Here is a 24115-nt window from a genome sequence, read left to right on the forward strand (position 1 = left end):
TGCGATAATTAAGGCATGAAAAAATCCCTGCAAATCCCCCTCTTGACGCTCTGGCGGCCTATTTTGGCCATGTTGGTCGTGATTGTTGCGTCCAATTACCTGGTGCAATTTCCCATCAACGACTGGCTGACCTGGGGCGCTTTCACCTTCCCGGTGGCCTTTTTGGTGACCGACCTGACCAACCGCGCGGTCGGCAGCCAGGCCGCCCGCCGCGTGGCCTGGACCGGTTTTTCCATTGCCGTTCTGGTGTCTTTGGCGCTGGCGCCCTGGCGCATTGCCGTGGCCTCGGGCATCGCGTTCATTGTCGGCCAGTTGCTTGACATTGCGGCGTTCAACAAGCTGCGCGCGATGTCCTGGTGGAAAGCACCGCTGATCGGCTCGGTGGTGGCTTCGGTGGTTGACACTGGCATCTTCTTTTACCTGGCTTTTGCCGGCTCCGACATGGACTGGCTGATGCTGGCCACGGGCGACCTGGGCATCAAATGGCTGATGGCCGCCGTGCTGCTGGCGCCCTACCGCGTGATGCTGCCGCGCCTGCAACTCTGGGTGCCGGTGCGTTGATCAACCACCGCCTGGTTCATTCAAAGGTCTCAAAGACTTCGGCCAGACGGTGCTGAAAAGCCTGCTTGGTTGATGCGTCAATGAAACTGGCGGCAAAACTGTTGTGCGCCAGTTGGTAAGCCCGCTGGGCATTGAGCCCCAGTGCGGCAAAAGTCTGCGTGAAGTTCTCATTGATGTAGCCGCCAAAATAGGCCGGATCATCCGAGTTGACGGTGGCCACCAGCCCGGCCTCCAGCATGCGGCCAAGGTTGTGTTGGACCAGCGTCGGGAATACCTTTAATTTCAGATTGGACAGCGGACACACCGTGAGCGGAATGTGGTCGTGGACCAGCCGCGCCACCAGCGCCGGGTCGCGCAGGGCCTGCACGCCGTGGTCGATGCGCTCAACTTTCAGCACATCCAGGGCGCTCCAGATGTAGGCCGGCGGACCTTCTTCGCCGGCGTGCGCCACCAGCCGGAAGCCCAGGGCACGCGCCCTGGCAAATACTTTGGCGAACTTTTCCGGGGGGTGCCCCATTTCGCTGGATGCCAGGCCGACACCGACCAGTTTGTCGCGGTAAGGCAGCGCCTGCTCCAGCGCCTCAAAGGCCTCGGCCTCGGACAAATGGCGCAAAAAACACAGGATCAGCGAGGCACTGATGCCCAGCTCGGTTTGGGCGTCAACACAGGCCCGGTGCAGGCCGTTGATGACCACCTCGGCACTCAGGCCGTGGCCGGTATGCGTCTGCGTGTCGAAAAAAATTTCGGTGTGCAGCACCTGGTCGGCCGCGGCGCGCTGCAGGTAGGCCCAGGCCATGTCATAGAAATCCTGCTCGACTCTCAACACCAGTGTGCCCGCGTGGTAGATGTCCAGAAATTCCTGCAGGTTGTTGAACACATAGGCCCGGCGCAGCGCCGCCACGTCCGCGTAGGGCACGCTCATGCCGTTGCGCTCGGCAAAAGCAAACATCAGCTCGGGCTCGAGTGAGCCCTCGATGTGCATGTGCAGCTCGGCCTTGGGCATGCGCCGTAGCAGCGCGGGCAAGCGCTCTGGCGGGACGGGTTTGACTTGCAGCATTGTGACCTCATGGCTTAAAAAAAGCCGCCCGAAGGCGGCTTGTTGCGTCAGGGTTCGGGCTCAGTTTACTTGGCGCCCGGCACCTTGCCGTCCACGCCCTTGACGTAGAAGTTCAGGCCACCCAGGAACTTGTCGTCGGCCACCGTGTCTTTGGCCACCTGCACCTTGCCGGTGTTGTCGGTGATGGGGCCTTTCCAGATGGCAAAGCTGCCATCGGCCAGGCCTTTTTTGACCTCTTCGACTTTGGCCTTGGTTTCGGCGGGCACGTCTTCGGCGATCGACACGATGTCGATCGCGCCTTCCTTCACGCCCCACCAGGAGTGGGCACCCGCGCCAGCTTTCCAGCTGCCGTCGAGCGCTTCCTTGGTGGCCTTGATGTAGTACGGGCCCCAGTTAATCACCGCAGAGGCCAAGTGCGCTTTGGGACCATAGGCGGTCATGTCGGAGTCCCAACCAAAGGCGCGTTTGCCCTTGGCTTCGGCGGTCTTGAGCACGGCGGGGGAATCCGTGTTCTGGAACAGCACGTCAGCGCCACCATTGATCAGGCTGGTGGCGGCTTCGGTTTCTTTCGGTGGGTCGAACCAGCCGTTGACCCAGACCACCTTGGTCTTGACCTTGGGGTTGCTCGACTGTGCACCGAGCGTGAAGGCGTTGATGTTACGGATCACTTCAGGGATCGGGATGGAGCCGACCACACCCAGGGTGTTGGTTTTGGTCATCTTGCCGGCGATCACACCCGCCATGTACGCGCCTTCATAGGTGCGGCTGTCGTAGGTGCGCATGTTGTCGGCCTGCTTGTAGCCGGTGGCATGTTCGAACTTGACGCCCGCGTTGTCAGCCGCCACCTTGATCATGGGCTCCATGTAGCCAAAGGTGGTGCCAAAAATGAGCTTGTTACCCTGACCCGCCATGTCGCGCAGCACACGCTCGGCATCGGCCGATTCAGGCACGTTTTCGACAAAGGAAGTGACTATCCTGTCGCCAAACTCCGCCTCCAGCGCCTTGCGACCGTTGTCGTGGGCAAAGGTCCAACCGCCGTCGCCGACCGGGCCGACGTAGGCAAAGGCAATTTTGAGGGGCTCGGGCTTGGCCGGTTCCGCAGCCACCGGTGCAGCAGCCGGGGCAGGCGCGGGCTCTTCCTTCTTGCCGCAGCCCACCAGCGCGGCAACGGCCACAGCGGTGAGGGCTGCTACTTTGAGCAGCGAACGTTTTTGCAGATCAGTCATGTCATTTCCTTATCAAGGGACGGGTTGGACAACGAGAAAAAAGCATTATGAACCTGAAAATTCAGGCTCCTGGGTAAAACGGTTTACCCAGGCTGGTGGGCATGTTGATACGGATCCACTGCGGGTTGCGCGAGATCAGCGCCAGCACCACGATGGTGGCTACATAGGGCAACATCGTCAGGAACTGCGGCGGCACTTCAACGCCGATGCCCTGCAGGTGAAACTGCAGCATGGTGACCCCACCAAACAGATAGGCCCCCAGCAGCACGCGGGCCGGGCGCCAGGTGGCGAAGGTGGTGAGGGCCAGCGCAATCCAGCCTTTGCCGGCCACCATGCCCTCAACCCACAAGGGGGTGTAAACCACAGACAGGTAAGCCCCGGCCAGGCCACACAGCGCGCCGCCGGTCACCACGGCCAGCAGCCGGATCAGGCGCACCGGGTAACCCAGCGCATGAGCTGATTCCGGGCTTTCACCGACACTGCGTAGCACCAGGCCGTTGCGGGTGCGGTACAAAAACCAGATCAGCAGCAGCGCCAGCACCACCGTCAGGTAGACCAGCGGGTGGTGGCGGAACAGGGCGGGGCCAAACCAGGGTATATCAGACAGGCCGGGAATGGCAAAGCTGGCGCGCTCGGGGATTCTGGCCTGCACAAAATTGGTGCCGACAAAGGCTGAAAACCCGGTGCCAAACAGGGTGAGGGCCAGGCCGGTGGCGTACTGGTTGGTGTTGAGCCAGATCACCAGCACACCAAAAATGGCCGCCAACAACGCGCCCACGGCCATGCCCGCAACAAAACCCGCCAGATCAGACCCGGTAGTGACCACGGTGGCAAAGCCGGCTATGGCCGCGCACAGCATCATGCCGTCGGCACCCAGGTTGACGATGCCCACCTTTTCATTGATCAACAGGCCTAAAGCGGCGATGGCCAGCACCGTGCCGGCGTTGAGCGTGGCGGCCAGCAGCAAGGCGTAGGATTCCATCACTTGCTCCACTTCATACGGTAATTGACCAGCGTGTCGCAGGCCAGCAGGCTGAACAGCAGCAGCCCTTGAAACACCCCGGTGAGCGACTTGGTCAGCCCCAGGCGCGACTGCGCGAGCTCACCACCAATGTAAAACATGCTCATCAGAAGGGCAGAAAACACCATGCCGACCGGGTGCAAACGGCCGACAAAAGCCACGATGATGGCGGCAAACCCGTAGCCGGCCGGCACATAGGGCGTGAGCTGCCCGATAGGGCCAGCCACTTCCAGGGCACCGGCCAGGCCGGCCGCGCCGCCCGACATCAGCAGCGCCGTCCACAGCGCCTTGCGCGAAGAAAAGCCGGCATAACGAGCCGCCGCCGGCGCCAGCCCGCCCACCTGCAAGGCCAGGCCAGCGCGGGTGCGAAACAAAAACACCCACAGCCCGGCCACGCTGAGCAGCGCCAGCAGCGCGCCAATACTCACACGCGAGCCCTCGAACAAGCGTGGAATGCGCGTCACCGCCTCAAAGGTCTTGCTTTGCGGAAAATTGAAGCCCATCGGGTCTTTCCACGGCCCGCCGACCAGATAACTCAGCAACTGCACCGCCACATAGACCAGCATCAGGCTGACCAGGATTTCATTGGCGTGAAAGCGGTCACGCAACAGCGCCGTGAGGCTGGCCCACAACATGCCGCCCAGTACGCCGGCGAGCAGAATGGGCAGCACGATCCAGCGGCTGCTGTCGGCATTGGCCAGCAACGCGATGCCGCCGGCAAAAATGGCACCGATGATGTACTGGCCTTCAGCGCCAATGTTCCACACATTCGACCTGAAACACACCGCCAGACCCAATGCAATGATGAGCAACGGCGTGGCCTTGACCAGCAATTCACCCAGGGCGTAGGCGTTGTGGATGGGCAGCCAGAAAAACATTTCCAGGCCCTTGAGCGGGTCCTTGCCGAGCATGGAGAACATCAGCGCCCCGATCAGCACCGTGAACAGCAGCGCCAGCAAAGGTGAGCCATAGGTCCAGAACCTGGAGGGCTCCGGGCGCGCTTCAAGCTTGAACATGGTGCGCTCCTGGGGCAAGGGACAAGGCAGACTCGGTGGTCTCTTCAAGCTCGGCCAGATGGCGCTGCAGATCTTCGTCCCACAGCCCGCTCATCCAGACCCCGATGCGCTCAATGCTGGCCTCGGCCATGGGCACTGACGGCGACAACTGGCCCTTGGCAATCACATGCAGCCGGTCACTCACCTCAAACAATTCTTCGAGTTCCTCACTGACGACCAGCACCGCACAACCGGCATCGCGCAGCGCCAGAATTTCACCCCGGATTTGTGCCGCCGCACCCACATCGACACCCCAGGTCGGCTGCGACACGATGAACAGCTTGGGCCGTGCGTCGATCTCACGGCCGACAATGTACTTTTGCAGATTGCCACCCGAGAGTGACCGCGCCAGCGCACGCGGGCCGCCGGCCTTGACGTTGAAGGTTTTGATGAGCTGCGCAGCGTGCTGCTCCAGCGCGCCCACCTTGATCCAGCCGCCGACAAATTTCGGCAGGGAAATGGCGCCGGTGCGTGTCAACAGCAGGTTGTGCGCCAGGCTCAGGTTGGGCACAGCGCCACGCCCGAGCCGCTCTTCGGGTACGAAGTGCAGGCCGAGTTTGCGGCGTTCACCCGGGTGCAGGGCCGAGACATCGGTGTCGCCCATGCGAATGCTGCCTTTGGGCGCACGGCAGTCTTCGCCCGACAAGGCCAGCATGAGTTCCTTTTGGCCATTGCCCGAGACACCGGCAATACCCACCACCTCGCCGGCGCGCACCTGCAGATCAATACCTTCGAGGTCGATACCAAACTGGTCCTCGCGCGCCAGGCTGAGCCCCTTCACGTCGAGTACCACGGGGCCGGCTTTTTGCGGCCGGTGCTGCAATTGCGGTGGCTCAGCGCCGATCATCAGGCGTGACAGGGAAGCATTGGATTCCTCTGCGGGATTGCAGACGCCGGTCACCTTGCCACCCCGCAACACGGTGCAGGCGTTGCAGAGCTCGCGGATTTCATGCAATTTGTGGCTGATGTACAAAATGCTGCAGCCCTCGCTGGCCAGCTTTTTCAACACCACGAAAAGCTTGTCAACCGCCTGCGGCGTCAGAACTGAAGTGGGTTCATCCAGAATCAGCAACTCGGGGCGCGTCAGCAAGGCGCGAATGATTTCCACCCGCTGCATCTCACCCACACTGAGGGTGTGCACCGGGCGTTCGGGGTCGATGTCGAGTCCATACTCGGTGGCTTTGGCGACGATGCTGGCGGTGACCTGGTCCAGGGAATTGCGTGCCAGGCCGAGCCAGACGTTTTCAGCCACGGTCAAGGTGTCGAACAAATTGAAGTGCTGAAACACCATGCTGATACCGTTGGCGCGCGCGTCCTTGGGGTTGCGGATCTGCATGAGCTGACCGTTGATGCGGACCTCGCCGGCATCGGGCTTGACCGAGCCGTAAATGATTTTCATCAGGGTGGACTTGCCAGCGCCGTTTTCACCGAGCACCGCGTGGGTCTCGCCGGGCATCACCGTCAGGTTCACGTCACTGTTGGCGACCACGCTGGGGTAGCGCTTGGTGATGCCTGTGAGCTGAAGACGGGGCGTGATCATGAACGGATTTGTCGATTAAATAAGGTGTCGTTTTTACCAGCAAAATGCCCTGAAATCTGCAATTTGGCGCTGACCGGGACGGGCTGCATCAGAAAAAAATACAGCAAGATCAATGCCAGTGCTTCCCGGATGGCGCTTCGCTGCATCCGGGCTACAGACCACACCGAGACCGGGTACGACATTTGCTCTATGCTTGTGGCCGTGGTGCCACCGATCATCCTCCATCCCTAGCCAATGAGTGCCTTCATGAACCCACCTGTCCTTCAATTTGTCTGGCGCGGCGAGATTGTTACGCTGCAAAACGTCCCGCCGACCCGTACACTGCTGCAATTGCTGCGCGAAGACCTGGCCCACAGCGCCACCAAGGAAGGCTGCAATGAGGGCGACTGCGGTGCCTGCACTGTGGTGCTGGGCGAGTTGCAGGACGGGCAGATCCGCTACCGCGCCGTCAACAGCTGCATCAAAATGGCGCATGCCCTCAATGGCTTGGCGCTCTGGACTGCCGCTGATCTGGCCTCCTCGGAAGGCGCGGCACATCCGGTGCAGCAGGCGCTGCACCAGTGCCACGCCAGCCAGTGCGGCTTTTGCACCCCCGGCTTTGCCATGAGCCTGTTTGGCCTGTACCAGAACACGGTGCTGAAAGACTTGTCCGTCAGCCGCACCCAGGCGCAAGAGGCGCTGTCGGGCAACCTGTGCCGCTGCACGGGTTACCGACCCATTTTGGACGCGGCCGAGCAGATGACCACCCTGCCCCGCGTGAACCTGGACGAGACTCGCTTGCGCCAGCAGTTGGCGTCCATCGCGCCAGCGAACCGAACACAGGAAGCCGCCTGCTCCTACGACGCACCAACCCGCCTCGACGCCCTGCTGGCGGCCCGCGCCGCCCGGCCGCAGGCCCAACTGGTGGCCGGTTGCACCGACGTGGGCTTGTGGGTCAACAAGCTGCACATGGATTTTGCTCAGGTGCTTGACGTCACGCGGGTGGCGGAACTCAGGACCATCGAAGTGCAGGACGGTCATACCGTCATCGGCGCCGCCGTCAGCTTGCAGGACGCCTTTGCCGCGCTGGAAGCAGACCGACCGCAATTGCACGCGTTCTTCAACCGCTTTGCCGGTCTGCCGGTGCGCCATGCCGGCACCCTGGGCGGCAATATTGCCAACGGCTCGCCGATTGGCGACAGCATGCCGCTGCTGATCGCGCTGCGCGCCCGCGTGGTGCTGATGAGTCTGCGCGGCCAGCGTGAGCTGCCGCTGGAAGACCTTTACACCGGCTATCGCAAAAACGTCATGGCGGCCGACGAGGTGCTGGCCTTCATCCGTGTGCCGCTGCCAAAGCCCGATGCGCTGCTGCGCGTGTATAAAGTTTCCAAGCGTTGCGAAGACGACATTTCTGCGGTGTGTCTGGCCATCCAACTGCACATGCGGGACGGGCGCATCACCGAGGCTTCCATCGGCGCTGGGGGTGTGGCGGCCACACCGGTGCGCGCGGTGCAAACCGAGGCCGTGCTTACCGGACAGCCCTGGACGCACAACACCGTGGACCAAGCCAAGATGAGCCTGCGCAACGCGTTTCAGCCGATCTCGGACATGCGTGCCAGCGCTGCCTACCGCGAGCAGCTGCTGGACGGGCTGATGGAACGTTTCTGGCTGGAGAGACAGGGCGTGCCAAACACCAGCCTGACCAGCTTGTGCTTGGAAGGAGAGAACACATGAATGCAGCCCTGCCCGATCGCGCAGCCCCCCGCATGGCCAGCGGCCAGTCCCACCCGCATGAGAGCGCTGCCGCCCAGATTGCCGGCGCCGCGACCTACATCGACGACATCCCGGAAGTGCGCGGCACGCTGTATGCAGCGCCCGTGCTGTCCAGGGTGGCCCACGGCAAGTTGCTGGGGGTGGACACACAGGCTGCCCTGGCCCTGCCCGGTGTCCACGCCGTGCTGCTGGCGGCTGATGTGCCGGGCAGCAAGATGCTGGCCGCCTTTGCCGGTGATGAACCCGTGTTTGCAATAGACAGCGTGCAGCATGTGGGCCAGGTGATTGGCCTGGTGGTGGCCGACAGCGTGATGCTGGCACGCCGTGCGGCACGGCTGGTGGCACCGCAGATGGAGGTGCTGCCTGCCGTCCTGGACGTGCGCGCGGCCCGCCAGGCGCAAAGTTTTGTGCTGCCACCCGTGACGGTTCGCCGCGGTGATGCGGCCCAAGCCCTGGCCAGCGCGCCGCACACCCTGCACGGCACGCTGGAGGTTGGCGGCCAGGAACACTTTTACCTGGAAGGCCAGGTCGCTTATGCGCTGCCGCAGGAACAAAACCAGTGGCTGATTCACAGCAGCACCCAGCACCCCGGCGAGGTGCAGCACTGGGTGGCCCATGCCCTTGGTCTGGACAACCATGCGGTCACGGTGCAATGCCGGCGCATGGGCGGCGGCTTTGGCGGCAAGGAAACGCAGGCCGGTCATTTGGCGGTGTGGGCTGCGCTGGCAGCGCAGAAGGTGATGCGACCCGTCAAGCTACGGCTTGACCGCGATGATGACTTTCTCATCACCGGCAAGCGCCATCCGTTCAGCTATGACTACCGCGTGGGCTTTGACAACAGTGGCCGCTTGTGCGGGCTGCAGTTGCAGATGCTGGTGCACTGCGGTTTCAGCGCCGACTTGTCGGGCCCGGTGGCAGACCGCGCCATTTTTCATGCCGACAACGCCTACTTTTTGCGGGACGTGGAGATCACCTCGTACCGCTGCAAACTCAACACCCAAAGCCACACCGCGTTTCGCGGCTTTGGCGGGCCACAGGGCATGATCGTCACCGAGGCGATTCTGGGCGACATCGCGCGCCACTTGGGGCTGGATCCGCTCACAGTGCGACAACGCAACCTGTACAGCGATGAAATTGGTGAGGTCCAACGCAACACCACCCACTACGGCATGCAGGTCGAGGGCAACATCCTGCAGCCGCTGATTTCAAAACTGGCGCAGACTGCCAACTACAGCCAGCGCCGCGAAGCCATTGCCAGCTGGAACCAAAACAGCGCAGTCGTCAAGCGCGGCATTGCCCTGACGCCGGTCAAGTTCGGCATCAGCTTCACCGCCACCCTGTTCAATCAGGCTGGCGCGCTGGTGCATGTTTACCTGGACGGCAGCGTCACAGTCAACCACGGCGGCACCGAAATGGGGCAAGGCCTGCACACCAAAGTGGCCCAAATCGTGGCCGACGAGCTGGGAGTGCCGCTTGCAAGCGTGCAGGTCAGCGCCAGCGACACCAGCAAGATTCCCAACGCCTCGGCCACTGCCGCGTCGGCGGGTACCGACCTGAATGGCCGCGCGGCCCAGTTTGCCGCACGCCATGTGCGCGATAACCTGGCGGCGTTTGTGGCTGGCCTGGACGGCGTGGGTGCTGGTGCGGTGGAATTTGCCGCCGGCCAGGTGATCACGCCCCAGGCCAGGCGCAGCTTTAAAGACGTGGTGGCGCTGGCCTATGCGAATCGCATTCAACTCTGGAGCGACGGCTTTTACCGCACGCCCAAAATCCACTACGACAAAACCACCCTGACCGGGCGGCCGTTTTATTATTTTGCCTATGGCGCAGCCTGCACCGAAGTGGCCATCGACACTTTGACTGGCGAGAACCGTGTGTTGAGGGTGGACATCCTGCACGACGTGGGTCGCTCCATCAACCCGGCCATCAACATCGGCCAGATTGAAGGTGGTTTTGTGCAGGGCATGGGCTGGCTCACCTCCGAGGAACTGGTGTGGAACGAGCAGGGCCTGCTGACCACACACGCACCCAGCACCTACAAAATACCCACGGCCGGTGATGTGCCCGGTCATTTCAAGGTCGATTTGTGGCCGGAGGCCAACCCCGAGGACAACGTGTTTGGCTCCAAGGCGGTGGGCGAGCCGCCGTTCATGCTGGCCATCAGCGTGTTCGAGGCCTTGCGTGACGCGGTAGCCCAGGCGCGCGGTGACAAACAGGCCGTAAAACTGGATGCACCGGCCACGGCGGAACGGGTGTTGGCGGCGCTGTCTTAATCAGTTGGGGTCAGAGCACGTCGCTGCGCGAGTGGTCTGACCCACAAAGTTTCAAGTTTGGTCTGACCCGCAAGGTTTCAGGTTTCAGACCCCGGCCAGCGAGCGCAAGGCGTTGGGGTTGACCAGATTGAGCACGCGGCCGGAGCCGCTGATCAGGCTTTGCTCGCGCAGGTGACGCAGCACGCGCGAAAAGGTCTCGGGGGCAATGCCGAGTTGCGCCGCAATGCTGCGCTTGCGCTGGTGCAATTCCACCGCCATCTGACCTTGGGCACCGGACTGGGCGTGGCTCAACAACCACTCGGCGCAGCGTGCCTCGGCATCCTTGGCCAGTCGGCTCACAGCAAATTCGGTTTGTCGGCGGTGGGCCATCGCCACGTCCGTGAGCACGGCCTGGGCAGCTGCCGGCAGGTCAGAGATGCCTTTGCTGAAGTCGTCGATGCTGACCTGGCGTAACTGCACCGGGGTGTCGGCCAGAGCGTCAACCAGGTGCGGCAAATTAAGCACCGCGGAACTGGCGTCCAGCCAGCACGGACCTTCGAGCACGCCGATCTGATGCTCCATCAAGCCATCATCAAGCACACCCAGCGCCACGCGCCCGGATTCAATATAACTGACCCATACCGGCTTGCCACCGCGCTGCAGCAAGCGCTGTCCGCGGGCAATGTTCTGGGACTGGGCACGGGGATCAATGGTGTTGACGGTAAACATAGGCGCTACTTTGCAGCGCCTGACCCCGGCAAAACTTGAGGAAGATCAACGAAGATCAAAAAACCCGGATTTACTCACCCAGGTAAGCCGCCCGCACTTTGGGGTCGTGCAACATGGTTTTGGCGTCGCCGGTCATGGTGATCAACCCCGAGTCCATGACGTAGCCACGGTCGGCAATGCCCAGCGCGCGGCTGGCGTTTTGCTCGACCAGCAGGATCGTGACGCCCTGCGCATAAACCTCCCGCACCACATCAAAAATCTTGTCCACCATGATCGGCGACAAGCCCATGGACGGTTCATCCAGCAGCAGCACCTTGGGCCGGCTCATCAAGGCTCGGCCCATGGCCAGCATCTGCTGTTCGCCACCGCTCATGGTGCCAGCGAGCTGGTCCCGGCGCTCTTTCAGGCGAGGGAAAGTGGTGAACACACGGTCGATGTCTTGCAGAATGTCGGCCTGATCGCTGCGAATATAAGCGCCCATCTGCAGGTTCTCGATGATCGTCATGCGGGTGAACACGCCGCGGCCCTCGGGCACCATGGCCAGGCCTTGCTTGACCAGGTCCCAGGGCCCTTGGCCGCGAATACTTTTGCCCAGGTACTCGATGTCGCCATCGTTGATGGGCAATGAGCCAGTGATGGCCTTCATGGTGGTCGTTTTGCCAGCCCCGTTGGAGCCGATGAGCGATACCAGTTCGCCCTCGCAGACTTCAAAATCAACCCCTTTGACGGCCTGGATGCCGCCGTAAGCCACTTTAAGGCCTTTGACTTTCAATAAAACTTCGGCCATGTCAGTGTCCTCCGGTGCCAAGGTAGGCTTCAATCACTTTTTCGTTGCGCTGCACATCGGCTGGCGTACCTTCAGCGATCTGCTTGCCATAGTCGAGCACGGTGACACGGTCACACAAGCCCATGACCAGTTTCACGTCGTGCTCGATCAGCAAAATGGTGCGGTTGTCGTTGCGGATCTTGTCGATCAGCTCGCGCAACATCACTTTTTCTGTGCTGTTCATGCCCGCTGCCGGTTCATCCAGCGCAATCAGTTGCGGGTCGGTGGCCAGGGCGCGGGCAATCTCCAGCCGCCGCTGATCGCCGTAGCTGAGGGTGCGCGCCTTGAAGTCGGCCAGGTTGCCAATGCCCACGTAGTCCAGCAACTCGTGCGCACGCTGGGCAATAGCGGCTTCTTCCAACTTGAAACCGGCGGTGCGAAAAACAGCGCCGAGCAAGCCCGAATGGGTGCGCACATGGCGCCCCACCATGACGTTTTCGAGCGCCGTCATCTCGGCAAACAGCCGGATGTTCTGGAAAGTGCGGGCGATACCGGCCTTGGCCACCTGGTGCACTGCCGTGGGCTGGTAGGGCTTTCCGGCCAGCTCGAAAGTACCGGTGTCGGGGGTGTACAAGCCGGTAAGCACATTGAAGAAGGTGGTTTTGCCAGCGCCATTGGGGCCGATCAGGCCGTAGACCTGGCCGCGTTTGATGAGGATGCCCACATCGCTCAAAGCCTGCAAGCCGCCGAAACGCTTGGACACGCCGGCCACGTTGAGTACGTTGTCTGTCATGTTGTTTCTTCTTGGGTAGGGCTGCGTCAGGGCTTGGTGGTTTGCAGGGACTTGCCATGTTCTGGCGATGGCCACAAGCCACGCGGGCGCCACAGCATCACGATGATCATGGCCAGCGCAATCAGCAATTGGCGCAGGATGGAGGCGTCGAGCCGTCCATCGGTCATGTTTTGCAGCGGGCCGGCCACATAGCGCAAGACTTCGGGCAAGGCGGACAAGGCCACCGCACCCAGAATCACACCCGGCAGGTGACCGATGCCGCCCAGGACCACCATGGCCACGATCATGACGGACTCCATCAATGCGAACGACTCGGGCGAAATGAAGCCCTGAAACGACGCAAACATGGCGCCTGAAACACCACCAAACGTGGCGCCCATGCCAAACGCCAGCAGTTTCAGGTTACGCGTGTTGATGCCCATGGCCTTGGCGGCGATTTCGTCTTCGCGAATGGCCATCCAGGCGCGGCCCACGCGCGAGAGTTGGAGCCGGTGCGAAATAATCACGCAACCCACCACCAACGCCAAAAACAGGTAGTAGTACAGCGAGACCGAAGCCACCTCGAACCCGGCCACCTCCACTTTCTTGCCCAGGCTTACGCCAAAAAAGCTCAGCGAGTCAATTTGACCCAAGCCCTTGGGGCCGTTGGTGATGTTGATCGGGTGGTCCAGGTTGTTCAAGAAGATGCGAATGATTTCACCGAAACCCAGCGTCACAATGGCCAGGTAGTCGCCGCGCAGCCGCAAAGTGGGCGCGCCCAGCAAAACACCTAATAATCCAGCCAGGCCCGCCGCAGCCGGGATCACCAGCCAGATCGGCAAATGCAGGCCATTGGGAAACATGGCGGCAATGGCAGGGAAAGTATCACTGAGATGAGGTGAGGCCAGCAACGCGTACATGTAGGCCCCAATAGCGAAAAATGCCACGTAGCCCAAGTCGAGCAAGCCGGCGTAACCCACCACGATGTTCAGGCCCAGCGCCAGCAGGACATACAGCAGCGCCATGTCGGCAATGCGCACCCAGGCGTTGCCAAAGCCCTGCAGCACCAGCGGCAGCACCAGCAAACCCAGTGCCGCCAGCAGGAAAACGATGATTTCTTTCTTTTTTTTCATGCTGTGTCTCCTTAAGCCCTGTCCGCCACCCGCTCACCCAGCAGGCCCGAGGGCCGCAGCGTGAGCACAATGATCAGCACCACAAAGGCAAAAATATCCGAATAGTGGCTGCCCAGCACCCCGCCGGTGAGCTTGCCAATGTAGCCCGCCCCCAGCGCCTCGATCAGGCCCAGCAAAATGCCGCCGACCACGGCGCCGGACAGGTTGCCAATGCCGCCAAAGACGGCAGCGGTAAAGGCTTTCAGGCCCGGCAAAAAGCCCATGGTGTGTTGCACCGTGCCATAGTTGGCTGCCCACATGACACCGGCAATGGCCGCCAAAACAGCACCAATCACAAAGGTGGCCGAAATCACCAGGTCGGGCTTGACGCCCATGAGTGCCGCGACCCGGGGGTTTTCAGCGGTGGCGCGCATGGCACGCCCCAGTTTGGTGTAGTTAACCAGGTACATCAGGGTCGCCAGCGACAGCGCCGTGACGCCCAGAATCAGCACCTGAGTCACCGAAATCACCGCACCACCAATTTCATACGGGGTGCCGCCGATCAGGTTGGGATAAGGCTTGTAATTGGGTTTCCAGATGATCATGGCCATCGTTTGCAGAAAAATCGACATGCCAATGGCGGTGATCAGGGGTGCCAGCCGCGGGCTGTTGCGCAGCGGCCTGTAGGCGATTTTTTCGATACTGAAATTGAGCGTCGCGGCCACGACGCAGGCAATGACCACCGCAATCAGCAGAATGATCCAGCCCGGTGCACCCGGCATGGCCTCCTGCATCAAGCCAATGATGGTCCAACTGGTCAGGGCGCCCACCATCAACACCTCGCCGTGCGCGAAGTTGATCAGGCCAATGATGCCGTACACCATGGTGTAGCCCAACGCCACCAAGGCATACATGCTGCCCAACACCAGACCATTGATGATCTGCTGGATCAAGGTTTCCATACTTTAGTTTTCTCCGATTTTTGGCCGGTTGATGTGTCAACACTTTTGCTGACCCGCTATACAGCCTTGTGAGCTTTGCCCGTGAGTTGACGGCAAGCCTGTCAACGACGTGTTTGTTTCGAAAGATTGTAGCCACGAGGCCGCCTCAGGGATCTGCACCAAACGCGCGGGTTTACCCTTGCACAAGCGCATGCAAGCAAGAGCAATGCCACTTCAACGCGCTTGATCGTTGCGCGCCTTGAGCGCACGCAGCTTGTCACCGATCTTGATCTCCAAGCCGCGCGGCACCGGTCGGTAAAAACCCGGCTCGGCCATGCCATCAGGCAGATAGTGCTCGCCCGCTGCAAAACCGTCAGGTTCATCATGCGCATAGCGGTAGGCTTTGCCGTAGTCCAGGTCTTTCATCAATTTCGTAGGCGCATTGCGCAGGTGCATCGGCACCGGCCGGGTACCATCCTGCTTGACAAAGGCTTTCGCTTCATTGAACGCCTTGTAGACGGCGTTGGATTTGGGTGCCACCGCCAGATACATCACACATTCCGCCAGGGCCAGTTCGCCCTCGGGGGTGCCCAGGCGCTCATAGACCTCGGCCGCATCGAGCGCCAAACGCAGCGCGCGCGGGTCGGCCAGGCCGATGTCTTCGCTGGCCATGCGGATCAGGCGCCGCGCCATATAGCGCGGATCCGCACCGCCATCGAGCATGCGCACCAGCCAATACAGTGCGGCATCGGGGTCGGAGCCGCGCACACTTTTGTGCAGCGCCGAGATGGTGTCGTAGAACTGCTCGCCGCCCTTGTCATAGCGGCGCATGCGCTCACCCAGCACCTTGAGCAGCCACACGTCGGTGATCTCGGCGCGTTTTTCCTGGGTGGCAGACACGGCCAGCGTCTCCAGCGTGTTGAGCAGCCGGCGCGCGTCGCCATCGGCGTAGGCCACCAGGCGCTCGATCGCCTTGGGCTCGACCTCCGGCACCGCCTGCAGCGCCTGCGCCGACGCCACAATCTGCTTCAGGTCGTCGGCTGTCAAAGGCTGCAACACATAGACCGCCGCACGAGACAACAGCGCCGAATTGACCTCGAACGACGGGTTCTCGGTGGTGGCGCCTATAAAGGTGAACAGGCCGCTTTCCACATGTGGCAAAAACGCGTCCTGCTGGCCCTTGTTGAAACGGTGCACCTCATCGACAAAAACCAGCGTGCGGCGCCCCTGTTGCTGGGCCAGTTGCGCTTTTTCAACGGCTTCACGAATGTCCTTGACGCCGCCCAGCACCGCGCTGATGGTAATGAACTGGGCATCGAAGGCGCTGGCCATGAGCCGGGCAATGGTGGTTTTGCCGGTGCCTGGCGGTCCCCAGAAAATACAACTGTGCGGCTGACCGGACTCGAACGCCAGGCGCAGCGCCATACCCTCACCCAGCAAATGCTGCTGACCCACCACTTCGCCCAGGGTCTTGGGGCGCAGGCGCTCGGCCAGCGGCGAAAGAGGGGCGATGGAATGTTGCATACAGCAATATTGTGACCGAGTCGACCCCTGAGATTAACTCTGCACAAAATGCAACGTCAGGCCGTGCTTTCTTTGACTTAACGCAAATAGTTGCAAGACTGCATTTGCAAAAAAACGCCATTTTTCAAAAAATGAAGAGGTCTTTACTGACTTCAAGCGCGAACCCGTTCGCTGCAAGTCTGCTGACAGCACAACTGACATACAGGTGATCCATGAAAAAAGAATTGAAAACAATGGGCATCCGGGCCTGGGTGACCCTGGCAGCCACCTCGCTGCTGATGGCGTCTGCCGTGTTTGCCAAACAGCCCGACCCCGCCGTGGTCAAGCAACAGGAGCAGCGCGCGCAGGCCACGATTGACCAGATCCGCCTGGCCATCCCCACGCCAACGGCGGGCAAATCACCCCCGACCGATGCGGCCACCTGTTATGCCTGCCACAAGGACATCAAGGAGTTTCACGCCAACAGCAAACATGCCAGCGTGAACTGTTCCCAGTGCCACACCAAACCCGAAGAGCATCTGGCCAAAGACGGCAAGGCAGCGATTGGCACACGTACCGACCACGCGGCCTGCGGCAGCTGCCATCAGGCGCAGTACGACTCGTTCCTGGCGATCAATTACGAATCCAAGGCCCGGGTCGAGAAGGGAACCTACAAGGGCCGCTCGCCGCTGTTTGACAAGCTCATGGCACCCCATGGCTTCACCAAGGAACACGCCGAGCCACGCAGCCATATCTTCATGCTGATGGACCAGCTGATCGTCGACCGTGGCTATGGCGGGCGCTTTCAGCTCAAGGACTGGACCTTCCTGACCGACGGCAAAGGCGCCGAAACACAACTGTGGAGTGTGCTGCTGAAAGATGCCGAACCCGGCACCAGCGACCAGAAGATCTTTCTTCCCCAAACCGCTGCGGCGTCGAACCCGGTGTGCCTGAACTGCAAAACGCAGGACCACATCCTGAAGTGGAAATACATGGGCGACCCCGATCCCAAAGCACAATGGTCACGCACCTCCAAGGTGGTTGACTTTGTCCGTGACCTGAAGCACCCGATGAACTGCTACAGCTGCCATGACCCGCACTCCACGGCACCCCGCGTGGTGCGTGACGCACTGATCGAGGCGGTGGTAGATCGCGGCATGGGGACCTACCCCAACAACAAGGCCAAGAGCGAAAAGATCACCATGAAAAAAGTGAGCTTCCGCGACGGCTTCCGTTCCATCGGCATCCTGAGCAAGTCCGACTCCAACCTGATGTGCGCCCAATGCCACGTGGAATACAACTGCAATCCCGGCTTTGACACCAGCACCGGCGAGTACAGCGTGACCATGGCCGACCGCCGAACCAACCATTTCTTCTGGGCCAACGTGTTTGACTACAAGGCTGCGGCAGAGAAAATCAAGTTCAAGGACTTCAAGCATGCCACCACGGGCGCCCTGCTGTCCAAACTGCAACACCCCGAGAGTGAAACCTTCTGGGGCAGCAAGCACGAAGGCGCCGGTGTCGAGTGCAAGGACTGCCACATGCCCAAGGTCATTGGTGATGGCAAGACCTACACCTCGCACCAGCAAAAGTCGCCGCGCTACAACGTGACCGACACCTGCGTGCGTTGCCATGGCGAAATGACCAAGGAACAGGCGCTGTACCAAATCGATTCGATCCAGAACTACACCCGCGGCAAACTGGCCAAGGCCGAGTACTGGCTGGCCCAGTTGATCGACACCTTTGCCAAGGCCAAGGCCGCCGGTGTACCGGATGAAGCCATCAAAAAAGCGCAAGCCCACCACGATCAAGCCCACATTTACTGGGAGTGGTGGACGGCAGAAAACTCGGATGGCTTCCATAATCCGGGTGCCGCCCGCGAGACCCTGACCCGCTCGGTCAACGAGTCCCAAGCCGGCATCAAGGTGCTCAACGATGCCATGCAGGCCGTTGTTGCGAAAAAGTAGGCACTGAACCTGGTTGAACGGGGGGCGCGCTTCGGCGTGCCCCCATTTTTTTGGAACTTTTGACTCATGATCCCAGAACTTGGCCATGTGGCCCTTATTCTTGCCCTGCAGTTGGCGCTGGTGCAAAGCGTGCTTTGCCTGGCCGGCGCTGCGCGCAACCAGGCGGGCTGGATGCGCGCGGGCAAAAGTGCCGCCAATGCGCAGTTGCTCTTTGTGCTGGCCAGCTTTGCCGCGCTGGCCTGGGCCTATTACGCCAACGATTTCAGCGTGCTGAATGTGGCCGAGCATTCCTCGCGCCAGTTGCCAACGCCTTACCGCCTGACCGCCACCTGGGGCTCCCACGAAGGCTCCATGATGCTGTGGGTGCTGATCCTGTCTGGCTGGACCGTGGCACTCAACCTCGGGACCCGTCAGTTGCCACTCGAGCTCAAAGCACGCGTGCTGGGGGTGATCGGGGGGGTCAGCGCTGTCCTGCTGGCGTTTGTGCTGTTCACCTCGAATCCGTTTCTGCGGCTCGACCCGCCGCCCCCCGAAGGCATGGACCTCAACCCCTTGCTGCAGGACCCGGGCATGATCATTCATCCGCCACTGCTCTACATGGGCTATGTCGGCTTTGTCGTGGCTTTTGCCTTTGCCATAGCGACGATGCTGGGAAACACGACCAGCAACGACTGGGCGCGCTGGGCTCGGCCCTGGACCCAGGCGGCCTGGGGGTTTCTGACCCTTGGCATCACCGTGGGTTCATGGTGGGCCTATTACGAACTGGGCTGGGGCGGCTGGTGGTTTTGGGACCCTACCGAAAACGCCTCGCTGATGCCCTGGCTGGCGGGTACCGCACTGATGCACGCGCTGACCGTGACCGAAAAACGCGGCAAGCTGCACCTGTGGAGTATTTTTCTGGCCATCACGGTGTTTTCACTTTGCCTGGTGGGCACTTTCCTGGTGCGTTCGGGCGTGTTGTCATCAGTCCATGCCTTCGCCCTGGATCCGGCGCGTGGTTTGTTCATCTTGCTGTTTCTGGTACTGGTCATTGGCGGCGCGCTGCTGCTGTTTGCGCTGCGGGCGTCCAGCCTGCTGCGCAACGCACAACAAGCCTTGGTGACACACGAGGTGCTGGTGCTGTCGGGCAACGTGCTGTTGTTGGTGGCCGCCGCGACCGTGCTGCTTGGCACGCTTTACCCATTGATACTGGACGCTCTGGACCTGGGAAAAGTTTCAGTCGGCCCGCCCTATTTCAATGCCGTTTTCGTCCCCTTGATGGTTCCGGTGCTGCTGCTGGTTGGTCTGGCCATGCACGCCCGCGGGCACGACACCCGCCTGCGTGCCATCGCTGCCCAACTCAAATGGCACGGCCTGGCGGCCCTGATGCTTGGCGCCGTCGTGCCCTTGCTTTACCGCGACTTGCGCTGGCCCGCCATGCTGGCCATCACCCTGGCGAGCTGGATCACGCTGGCCACGGTCCAGGGCCTGGTGCATCAGTACCAGGCACGCGGCAGGCAGGCTTTGTCGGTGCTGGGCATGAGCGTGGCCCACATCGGCCTGGCGATCAGCGTTGTCGGGGTAGGCTTTGTGAGTTCTTATGAGAGCGAGCAGGACCTGGCCATGCGCCCGGGCGATACCGCCAGCCTGGCGGGCTACACCCTGACTTTTCGCGGCGTGACCGAAGTCCCGGGCCCCAACTTCTCGGCGGTGGTCGCCGACCTGATCGTCAGCCGGGATGGCAACAACGTCGACAGGCTGAACCCGGAAAAGCGGGTTTACCATGCCTCCAGAAAACAGATGACAGAGTCTGCGATCCGTTACAGCATCACCGGCGATCTTTATGCCGCTTTAGGTGAGCCCCTGAAAGACGGCGCCTGGAGCGTGCGCCTGTACCACAAACCCCTGGTGATCTGGATCTGGCTCGGAGCCCTGGTCATGGCCAGCGGCGCTGCCATCGCCATTCTTGCCCGCCGCCTGAGGAGCATGACATGAATTTCTGGTTCTTTGCCGCCGCTCTGGTGCTGCTGGCCCTGGCTTTTGTTTTGCTTCCGCTGCGCCGTGAGCCACTGCCCACCGCGACAGAAGCCGCAGTGCCCCCCGGCCGTGGCCATCGCGGGACTGCCGGTTTGCTGATCCTGTTGCTGCCGCTGGTCACTCTGGGACTGTACCTGCACCTGGGTGCACCCTCTGTAGTGGGCGCGCAGCAACTCCTGCAGGCACGCGGCCAGCATGACGTGGACAGCATGATGGCCGCCCTGGAAGCCAAACTCAAGACCAACCCCGACGACACCGAGACCCTGTATGTGCTGGGGCGGTCCTACCTGGCCTTGCAGCGCCATGCAGAAGCCGAAACCGCACTGGCCAAGGCGGCCAGGCTGGCGCCCAAGGAGGCGCGCATGCTGTCGCAATACGCGGAAGTGCTGGCCATGAACCACAACGGCAATTTGCAAGGCGAGGCAGCCCCCCTGATTGAGCAAGCCCTGGAACTGGACCCTGAAGACGAAAAAGCGCTGGAACTGGCTGGTCTGGCCGCCTTCCAGCGCGAAGAATGGGCACAAGCCGTGCACTTCTGGCGGCGCCTGCTTAAGCGGCTGCCATCCGACAGCGAGTTTCACCAGGACATGAGCCAGGCCATCGCGGAAGCTGAAGACAAATCAGCGCGGGCCTCCGGTTTGGGTGAGCGCGCCAAACTACAGCCTCCCGAAAAGAAGCAGACGCCCCATTAGCCAACACTTTCAGCCAGCATTACTGCCGAATCAAATCGGCGCCAATGGGGGGCTTGAAGGCAAACGCCGTGACAGCAAGGGGCGGATTGAGTTTCATTTGCCTGAACGTCAAGACCGAACGCTGGCCAAAGCTGTCCAGGATTTCCAGCACCTCGAGCGTGCTGCTGGCGGCTGCCGCATCACCCGTTGCCCTGAAGCCCACCCGAACCGACTGCAATTGCCCGTCTTTTGATCTGGGCGTGGCCAGAACCCACTGCAAGCCGTCCTTTTCGGGCGCATCGGTCAGCACAAAATCAGCCTGCAGGGCCTGCACGTCGTCCGCCGACGCAATCAACGCTGCAGGTGTCGAGCCCAGCACGGCGGCCTGCTTGCGCGCCGTGACCTGGTTCAGATCCACATCATGCAGCCACAACGTCTGGCCGTCGGCCACAATGGTTTGCACAAAGGGTTTGACATAGTCGAAGCGGAACCGGTTGGGCCGGGAAAATTCAAACTGACCGCTGGAGGTCTTGACCTTGGGCACCTGCCCTTCGCGCGCTGGCGAGGTCACGACCTGGGTGAAATCTGCCTGGCCGGTTTTGACGGTCTTGACAAAACTCTCCAGGCTTTTCAGGCCGCTGGCGTTCACACCGCTAACGCAGGTAAGCGTTAAAAGTGCCGTTAATAAAAATTGTTTCAAGGCTGACCTTTTGCGTCGGAGTTGGATGAATGCAAAGGCATGGATAGCCACGCTTCGCTCGCGATGACAGCTTTGTTGCCGCTTATTCGTTGCGCGCAGGCACCAGAATTTCGCGCTGGCCACTGGTGCTCATGGAGCTCACCAAACCGGCGTTTTCCATATCTTCCACCAGTCGCGCGGCGCGGTTGTAGCCGATCTTGAGGTGGCGCTGCACCAGCGAAATGCTGGCCTTGCGGTTTTTCAGCACCACTTCAACGGCCTGGTCGTACAGCGGGTCCTTCTCGCCGCCGCCACTGCCGCCTTCGCCCATCGCCTCGTCATCACCGTCAACAGTACCACCTTCCAGAATACCCTCAATGTAATTGGGCTCACCCTGGCTCTTGAGGTAGGTCACCACCCGGTGCACTTCCTCGTCGCTGACAAAAGCGCCGTGCACTCGAATCGGCAGCCCGGTGCCACTGGGCATGTAGAGCATGTCGCCCATGCCCAGCAAGGCCTCGGCGCCCATCTGGTCCAGGATGGTGCGGCTGTCGATCTTGCTGCTGACCTGAAAAGCAATGCGCGTCGGAATATTGGCCTTGATCAGGCCGGTGATCACATCCACGCTGGGGCGCTGGGTTGCGAGTATCAGGTGAATGCCGGCCGCGCGGGCTTTTTGCGCCAGCCGGGCAATGAGTTCTTCAATCTTTTTTCCCACCACCATCATCAGGTCCGCCAACTCGTCGATCACCACCACAATGTGCGGCAGGCGGTCCAACGGCTCGGGTTCTTCAGGCGTCAGGCTGAACGGGTTGCCGATGTAGTCACCACGCGCCTTGGCATCGTCGATCTTGGTATTGAAGCCCGCCAGGTTACGCACGCCCATCTTGCTCATGAGTTTGTAGCGTCGCTCCATCTCGGCCACGCACCAAGTCAGGCCATTGGCGGCCTGACGCATGTCGGTGACCACCGGGCACAGCAGGTGCGGGATGCCTTCGTAGACCGACATTTCCAGCATCTTGGGGTCGATCATCAACAAGCGCACATCATGCGCCTCGGCCTTGTACAAGAGGCTCAAGATCATGGCGTTGATCCCCACCGACTTGCCTGAACCGGTGGTACCGGCCACCAGCACATGTGGCATTTTGGCCAGGTCGGCCACCACCGGGTTGCCAATGATGTCCTTGCCCAAGCCCATGGACAACATCGACCGGGCTTCGTGGTAGACGTTGGAGCCCAGGATTTCCGACAGCTTGATGGTTTGCCGTTTGGCATTGGGCAATTCCAACGCCATGTAGTTTTTGCCAGGGATGGTTTCCACCACCCGGATCGACACCAGGCTCAAACTGCGCGCCAGGTCCTTGGCCAAGCCCACAATCTGTGAGCCCTTGACGCCGGTGGCAGGCTCGATTTCGTAACGCGTAATGACCGGGCCCGGCTGTGCCAGCACCACGGTCACGGTGACACCAAAGTCCTTGAGCTTTTTCTCGATCAGGCGGCTGGTCATCTCCAGGGTTTCAGGCGCCACAGTTTCCTGGCGCAACAGCGCGACATCGAGCAGGTCGACCTGGGGCAGTTTGGTGTCAAGCAATTCGTGGAACAAAGGCTTCTGGCGCTCCTTGGCCACCCGCACGCTCTTGGGCGGGTCCACCAACAGCGGCTCGATCAGCACCGTCTTGGCAGGATGCTCCTGACGCTCCTGACGCTCCTCCACCAGCACCTCTTCCCGTGCCCGTGCCGCTTCCTGACCCAGAGAAAAATCCTGTTGCAGTTCGAGTTGTTCACGCCGGTTCTCAATTTTCGAGTACAGCCAGGCGCCGAGTCGCTCGGCCAGCTGTCCCCAGGAAAACCGGAACACCAGCGCGGCGCCCACCACACCGGACACGATGGCTGTCAAGGCCGAACCGACAAAACCCAGCCAATGAACGCTCAAAGGCCCCAACCAGAACCCCAGCACGCCGCCCACATGACCTGGCAATTGCGCCTCCAGGCTGTAAAAGCGGGACCACTCCAGCATCACGCTGCCGCCCAGCAACAGGGCCAGCCCGCCCCAAAAAGTCAGCTGTCGGCGCAGACGCTGCGCCACGGTTGCTGCGCCGGGCGCGCCGTCCAGCGCCCACACCGAATGGCCACGCAGCCAGTGCGCCAGCGCGCTCAACCAGACCCGCACGGCGGCGGCAACGCACCACCACACCGAAAATCCAAGAAGAAAATAACTGGCGTCAGCCAACCAGGCACCCAATTGTCCAGCCAGGTTTTGCGTCGCTCCACCCGCGCCCGAAGTCGACCAGGCCGAATCTTGCGGCGTGTAGGTGAGCAAGGCCATGATCCACAGGGCCAGCCCGACAAAGCCAAAAAACAGGCCAATTTCCTTGGCAAACCGGATCAGGCCGTGACGGGCCGTGTCGGCTTCTGACGCGTTGAAAGTATTGAGAGAGTAGGTCATTTCCGTTTTCTTTAAACTCTCGCTGAATATACACGGCACAAGCCACCAC

At 61.3% G+C, this 24115-nt stretch carries 20 protein-coding genes; 6 read left to right on the forward strand and 14 right to left on the reverse strand.

Features of this window, described 5'->3' with window-relative positions:
• Positions 1 to 15 precede the first annotated feature (15 nt).
• Entirely contained in the window at positions 16 to 561 is a 546-nt protein-coding gene (locus tag Q7U49_RS17060) for a VUT family protein (protein ID WP_304766577.1), read from the forward strand.
• Between the two features lie 16 nt (positions 562 to 577).
• Here the strand turns inward: Q7U49_RS17060 and Q7U49_RS17065 are convergent, their stop codons facing one another.
• The 6 genes from Q7U49_RS17065 to Q7U49_RS17090 all read right to left on the reverse strand — a co-directional run bounded on the left by Q7U49_RS17065 (position 578) and on the right by Q7U49_RS17090 (position 6678).
• A complete protein-coding gene (locus tag Q7U49_RS17065; RefSeq protein ID WP_304766580.1) occupies positions 578 to 1618 on the reverse strand; it encodes an adenosine deaminase in 1041 nt (346 codons plus the stop codon).
• 65 nt (positions 1619 to 1683) lie between these two features.
• Positions 1684 to 2844: a BMP family ABC transporter substrate-binding protein gene (locus tag Q7U49_RS17070; RefSeq protein ID WP_304766582.1), complete on the reverse strand. Its 1161-nt coding sequence runs from the start codon at positions 2842 to 2844 to the stop codon at positions 1684 to 1686.
• 61 nt (positions 2845 to 2905) lie between these two features.
• Positions 2906 to 3826, reverse strand: coding sequence for an ABC transporter permease (locus tag Q7U49_RS17075; protein WP_304766585.1), 921 nt, complete (start codon positions 3824 to 3826; stop codon positions 2906 to 2908).
• Positions 3826 to 4881, reverse strand: coding sequence for an ABC transporter permease (locus tag Q7U49_RS17080; RefSeq protein ID WP_304766587.1), 1056 nt, complete (start codon positions 4879 to 4881; stop codon positions 3826 to 3828). The genes Q7U49_RS17075 and Q7U49_RS17080 overlap by 1 nt, the downstream gene beginning before the upstream one ends.
• Positions 4868 to 6460: an ABC transporter ATP-binding protein gene (locus tag Q7U49_RS17085; protein WP_304766590.1), complete on the reverse strand. Its 1593-nt coding sequence runs from the start codon at positions 6458 to 6460 to the stop codon at positions 4868 to 4870. The genes Q7U49_RS17080 and Q7U49_RS17085 overlap by 14 nt, the downstream gene beginning before the upstream one ends.
• On the reverse strand, positions 6457 to 6678 hold the full coding sequence (locus Q7U49_RS17090; RefSeq protein WP_304766593.1) for a hypothetical protein: 222 nt from the start codon (positions 6676 to 6678) through the stop codon (positions 6457 to 6459). The genes Q7U49_RS17085 and Q7U49_RS17090 overlap by 4 nt, the downstream gene beginning before the upstream one ends.
• A 28-nt stretch (positions 6679 to 6706) precedes the next feature.
• On the opposite strand from Q7U49_RS17090, the gene xdhA reads away from it, so the two are divergent.
• Complete coding sequence (gene xdhA, locus Q7U49_RS17095) at positions 6707 to 8173, forward strand: xanthine dehydrogenase small subunit (RefSeq protein WP_304766595.1); 1467 nt, start codon at positions 6707 to 6709, stop codon at positions 8171 to 8173.
• Complete coding sequence (xdhB, locus tag Q7U49_RS17100; protein WP_304766598.1) at positions 8170 to 10485, forward strand: xanthine dehydrogenase molybdopterin binding subunit; 2316 nt, start codon at positions 8170 to 8172, stop codon at positions 10483 to 10485. Before xdhA ends, xdhB begins: the two co-directional genes overlap by 4 nt.
• A gap of 84 nt (positions 10486 to 10569) precedes the next feature.
• Here the strand turns inward: xdhB and Q7U49_RS17105 are convergent, their stop codons facing one another.
• The 6 genes from Q7U49_RS17105 to Q7U49_RS17130 form a co-directional block, all read right to left on the reverse strand.
• Positions 10570 to 11193, reverse strand: coding sequence for a Crp/Fnr family transcriptional regulator (locus Q7U49_RS17105; RefSeq protein ID WP_304766600.1), 624 nt, complete (start codon positions 11191 to 11193; stop codon positions 10570 to 10572).
• A 70-nt stretch (positions 11194 to 11263) separates the two neighbouring features.
• A complete protein-coding gene (locus tag Q7U49_RS17110; RefSeq protein ID WP_304766602.1) occupies positions 11264 to 11980 on the reverse strand; it encodes an ABC transporter ATP-binding protein in 717 nt (238 codons plus the stop codon).
• A gap of 1 nt (position 11981) precedes the next feature.
• On the reverse strand, positions 11982 to 12752 hold the full coding sequence (locus Q7U49_RS17115) for an ABC transporter ATP-binding protein (protein ID WP_304766605.1): 771 nt from the start codon (positions 12750 to 12752) through the stop codon (positions 11982 to 11984).
• 26 nt (positions 12753 to 12778) lie between these two features.
• Positions 12779 to 13864, reverse strand: a complete 1086-nt coding sequence (locus Q7U49_RS17120) for a branched-chain amino acid ABC transporter permease (protein WP_304766608.1) — start codon at positions 13862 to 13864, stop codon at positions 12779 to 12781.
• 11 nt (positions 13865 to 13875) lie between these two features.
• Entirely contained in the window at positions 13876 to 14805 is a 930-nt protein-coding gene (locus tag Q7U49_RS17125) for a branched-chain amino acid ABC transporter permease (protein ID WP_304766611.1), read from the reverse strand.
• Positions 14806 to 15018: 213 nt separating this feature from the next.
• Positions 15019 to 16308: a replication-associated recombination protein A gene (locus Q7U49_RS17130; RefSeq protein ID WP_304766613.1), complete on the reverse strand. Its 1290-nt coding sequence runs from the start codon at positions 16306 to 16308 to the stop codon at positions 15019 to 15021.
• 212 nt (positions 16309 to 16520) lie between these two features.
• Here Q7U49_RS17130 and Q7U49_RS17135 point away from each other — a divergent pair, with 212 nt between their 5' ends.
• The 3 genes from Q7U49_RS17135 to Q7U49_RS17145 all read left to right on the forward strand — a co-directional run bounded on the left by Q7U49_RS17135 (position 16521) and on the right by Q7U49_RS17145 (position 20962).
• Complete coding sequence (locus Q7U49_RS17135; protein ID WP_304766616.1) at positions 16521 to 18254, forward strand: ammonia-forming cytochrome c nitrite reductase subunit c552; 1734 nt, start codon at positions 16521 to 16523, stop codon at positions 18252 to 18254.
• A 66-nt stretch (positions 18255 to 18320) separates the two neighbouring features.
• Entirely contained in the window at positions 18321 to 20228 is a 1908-nt protein-coding gene (locus Q7U49_RS17140) for a heme lyase CcmF/NrfE family subunit (protein ID WP_304766619.1), read from the forward strand.
• Positions 20225 to 20962, forward strand: a complete 738-nt coding sequence (locus Q7U49_RS17145; protein ID WP_304766622.1) for a tetratricopeptide repeat protein — start codon at positions 20225 to 20227, stop codon at positions 20960 to 20962. Before Q7U49_RS17140 ends, Q7U49_RS17145 begins: the two co-directional genes overlap by 4 nt.
• 19 nt (positions 20963 to 20981) lie before the next feature.
• Here the strand turns inward: Q7U49_RS17145 and lolA are convergent, their stop codons facing one another.
• Both lolA and Q7U49_RS17155 read right to left on the reverse strand, forming a co-directional pair.
• Complete coding sequence (gene lolA / locus Q7U49_RS17150; protein ID WP_304766625.1) at positions 20982 to 21641, reverse strand: outer membrane lipoprotein chaperone LolA; 660 nt, start codon at positions 21639 to 21641, stop codon at positions 20982 to 20984.
• 82 nt (positions 21642 to 21723) lie between these two features.
• Positions 21724 to 24066 (reverse strand): DNA translocase FtsK, encoded by a 2343-nt coding sequence (locus Q7U49_RS17155; RefSeq protein WP_304766628.1) that lies wholly within the window; start codon positions 24064 to 24066, stop codon positions 21724 to 21726.
• Positions 24067 to 24115: the final 49 nt, after the last annotated feature.

Origin of the sequence: Rhodoferax sp., from assembly GCF_030653815.1 — a bacterium.
Taxonomy (GTDB): domain Bacteria; phylum Pseudomonadota; class Gammaproteobacteria; order Burkholderiales; family Burkholderiaceae_C; genus Rhodoferax.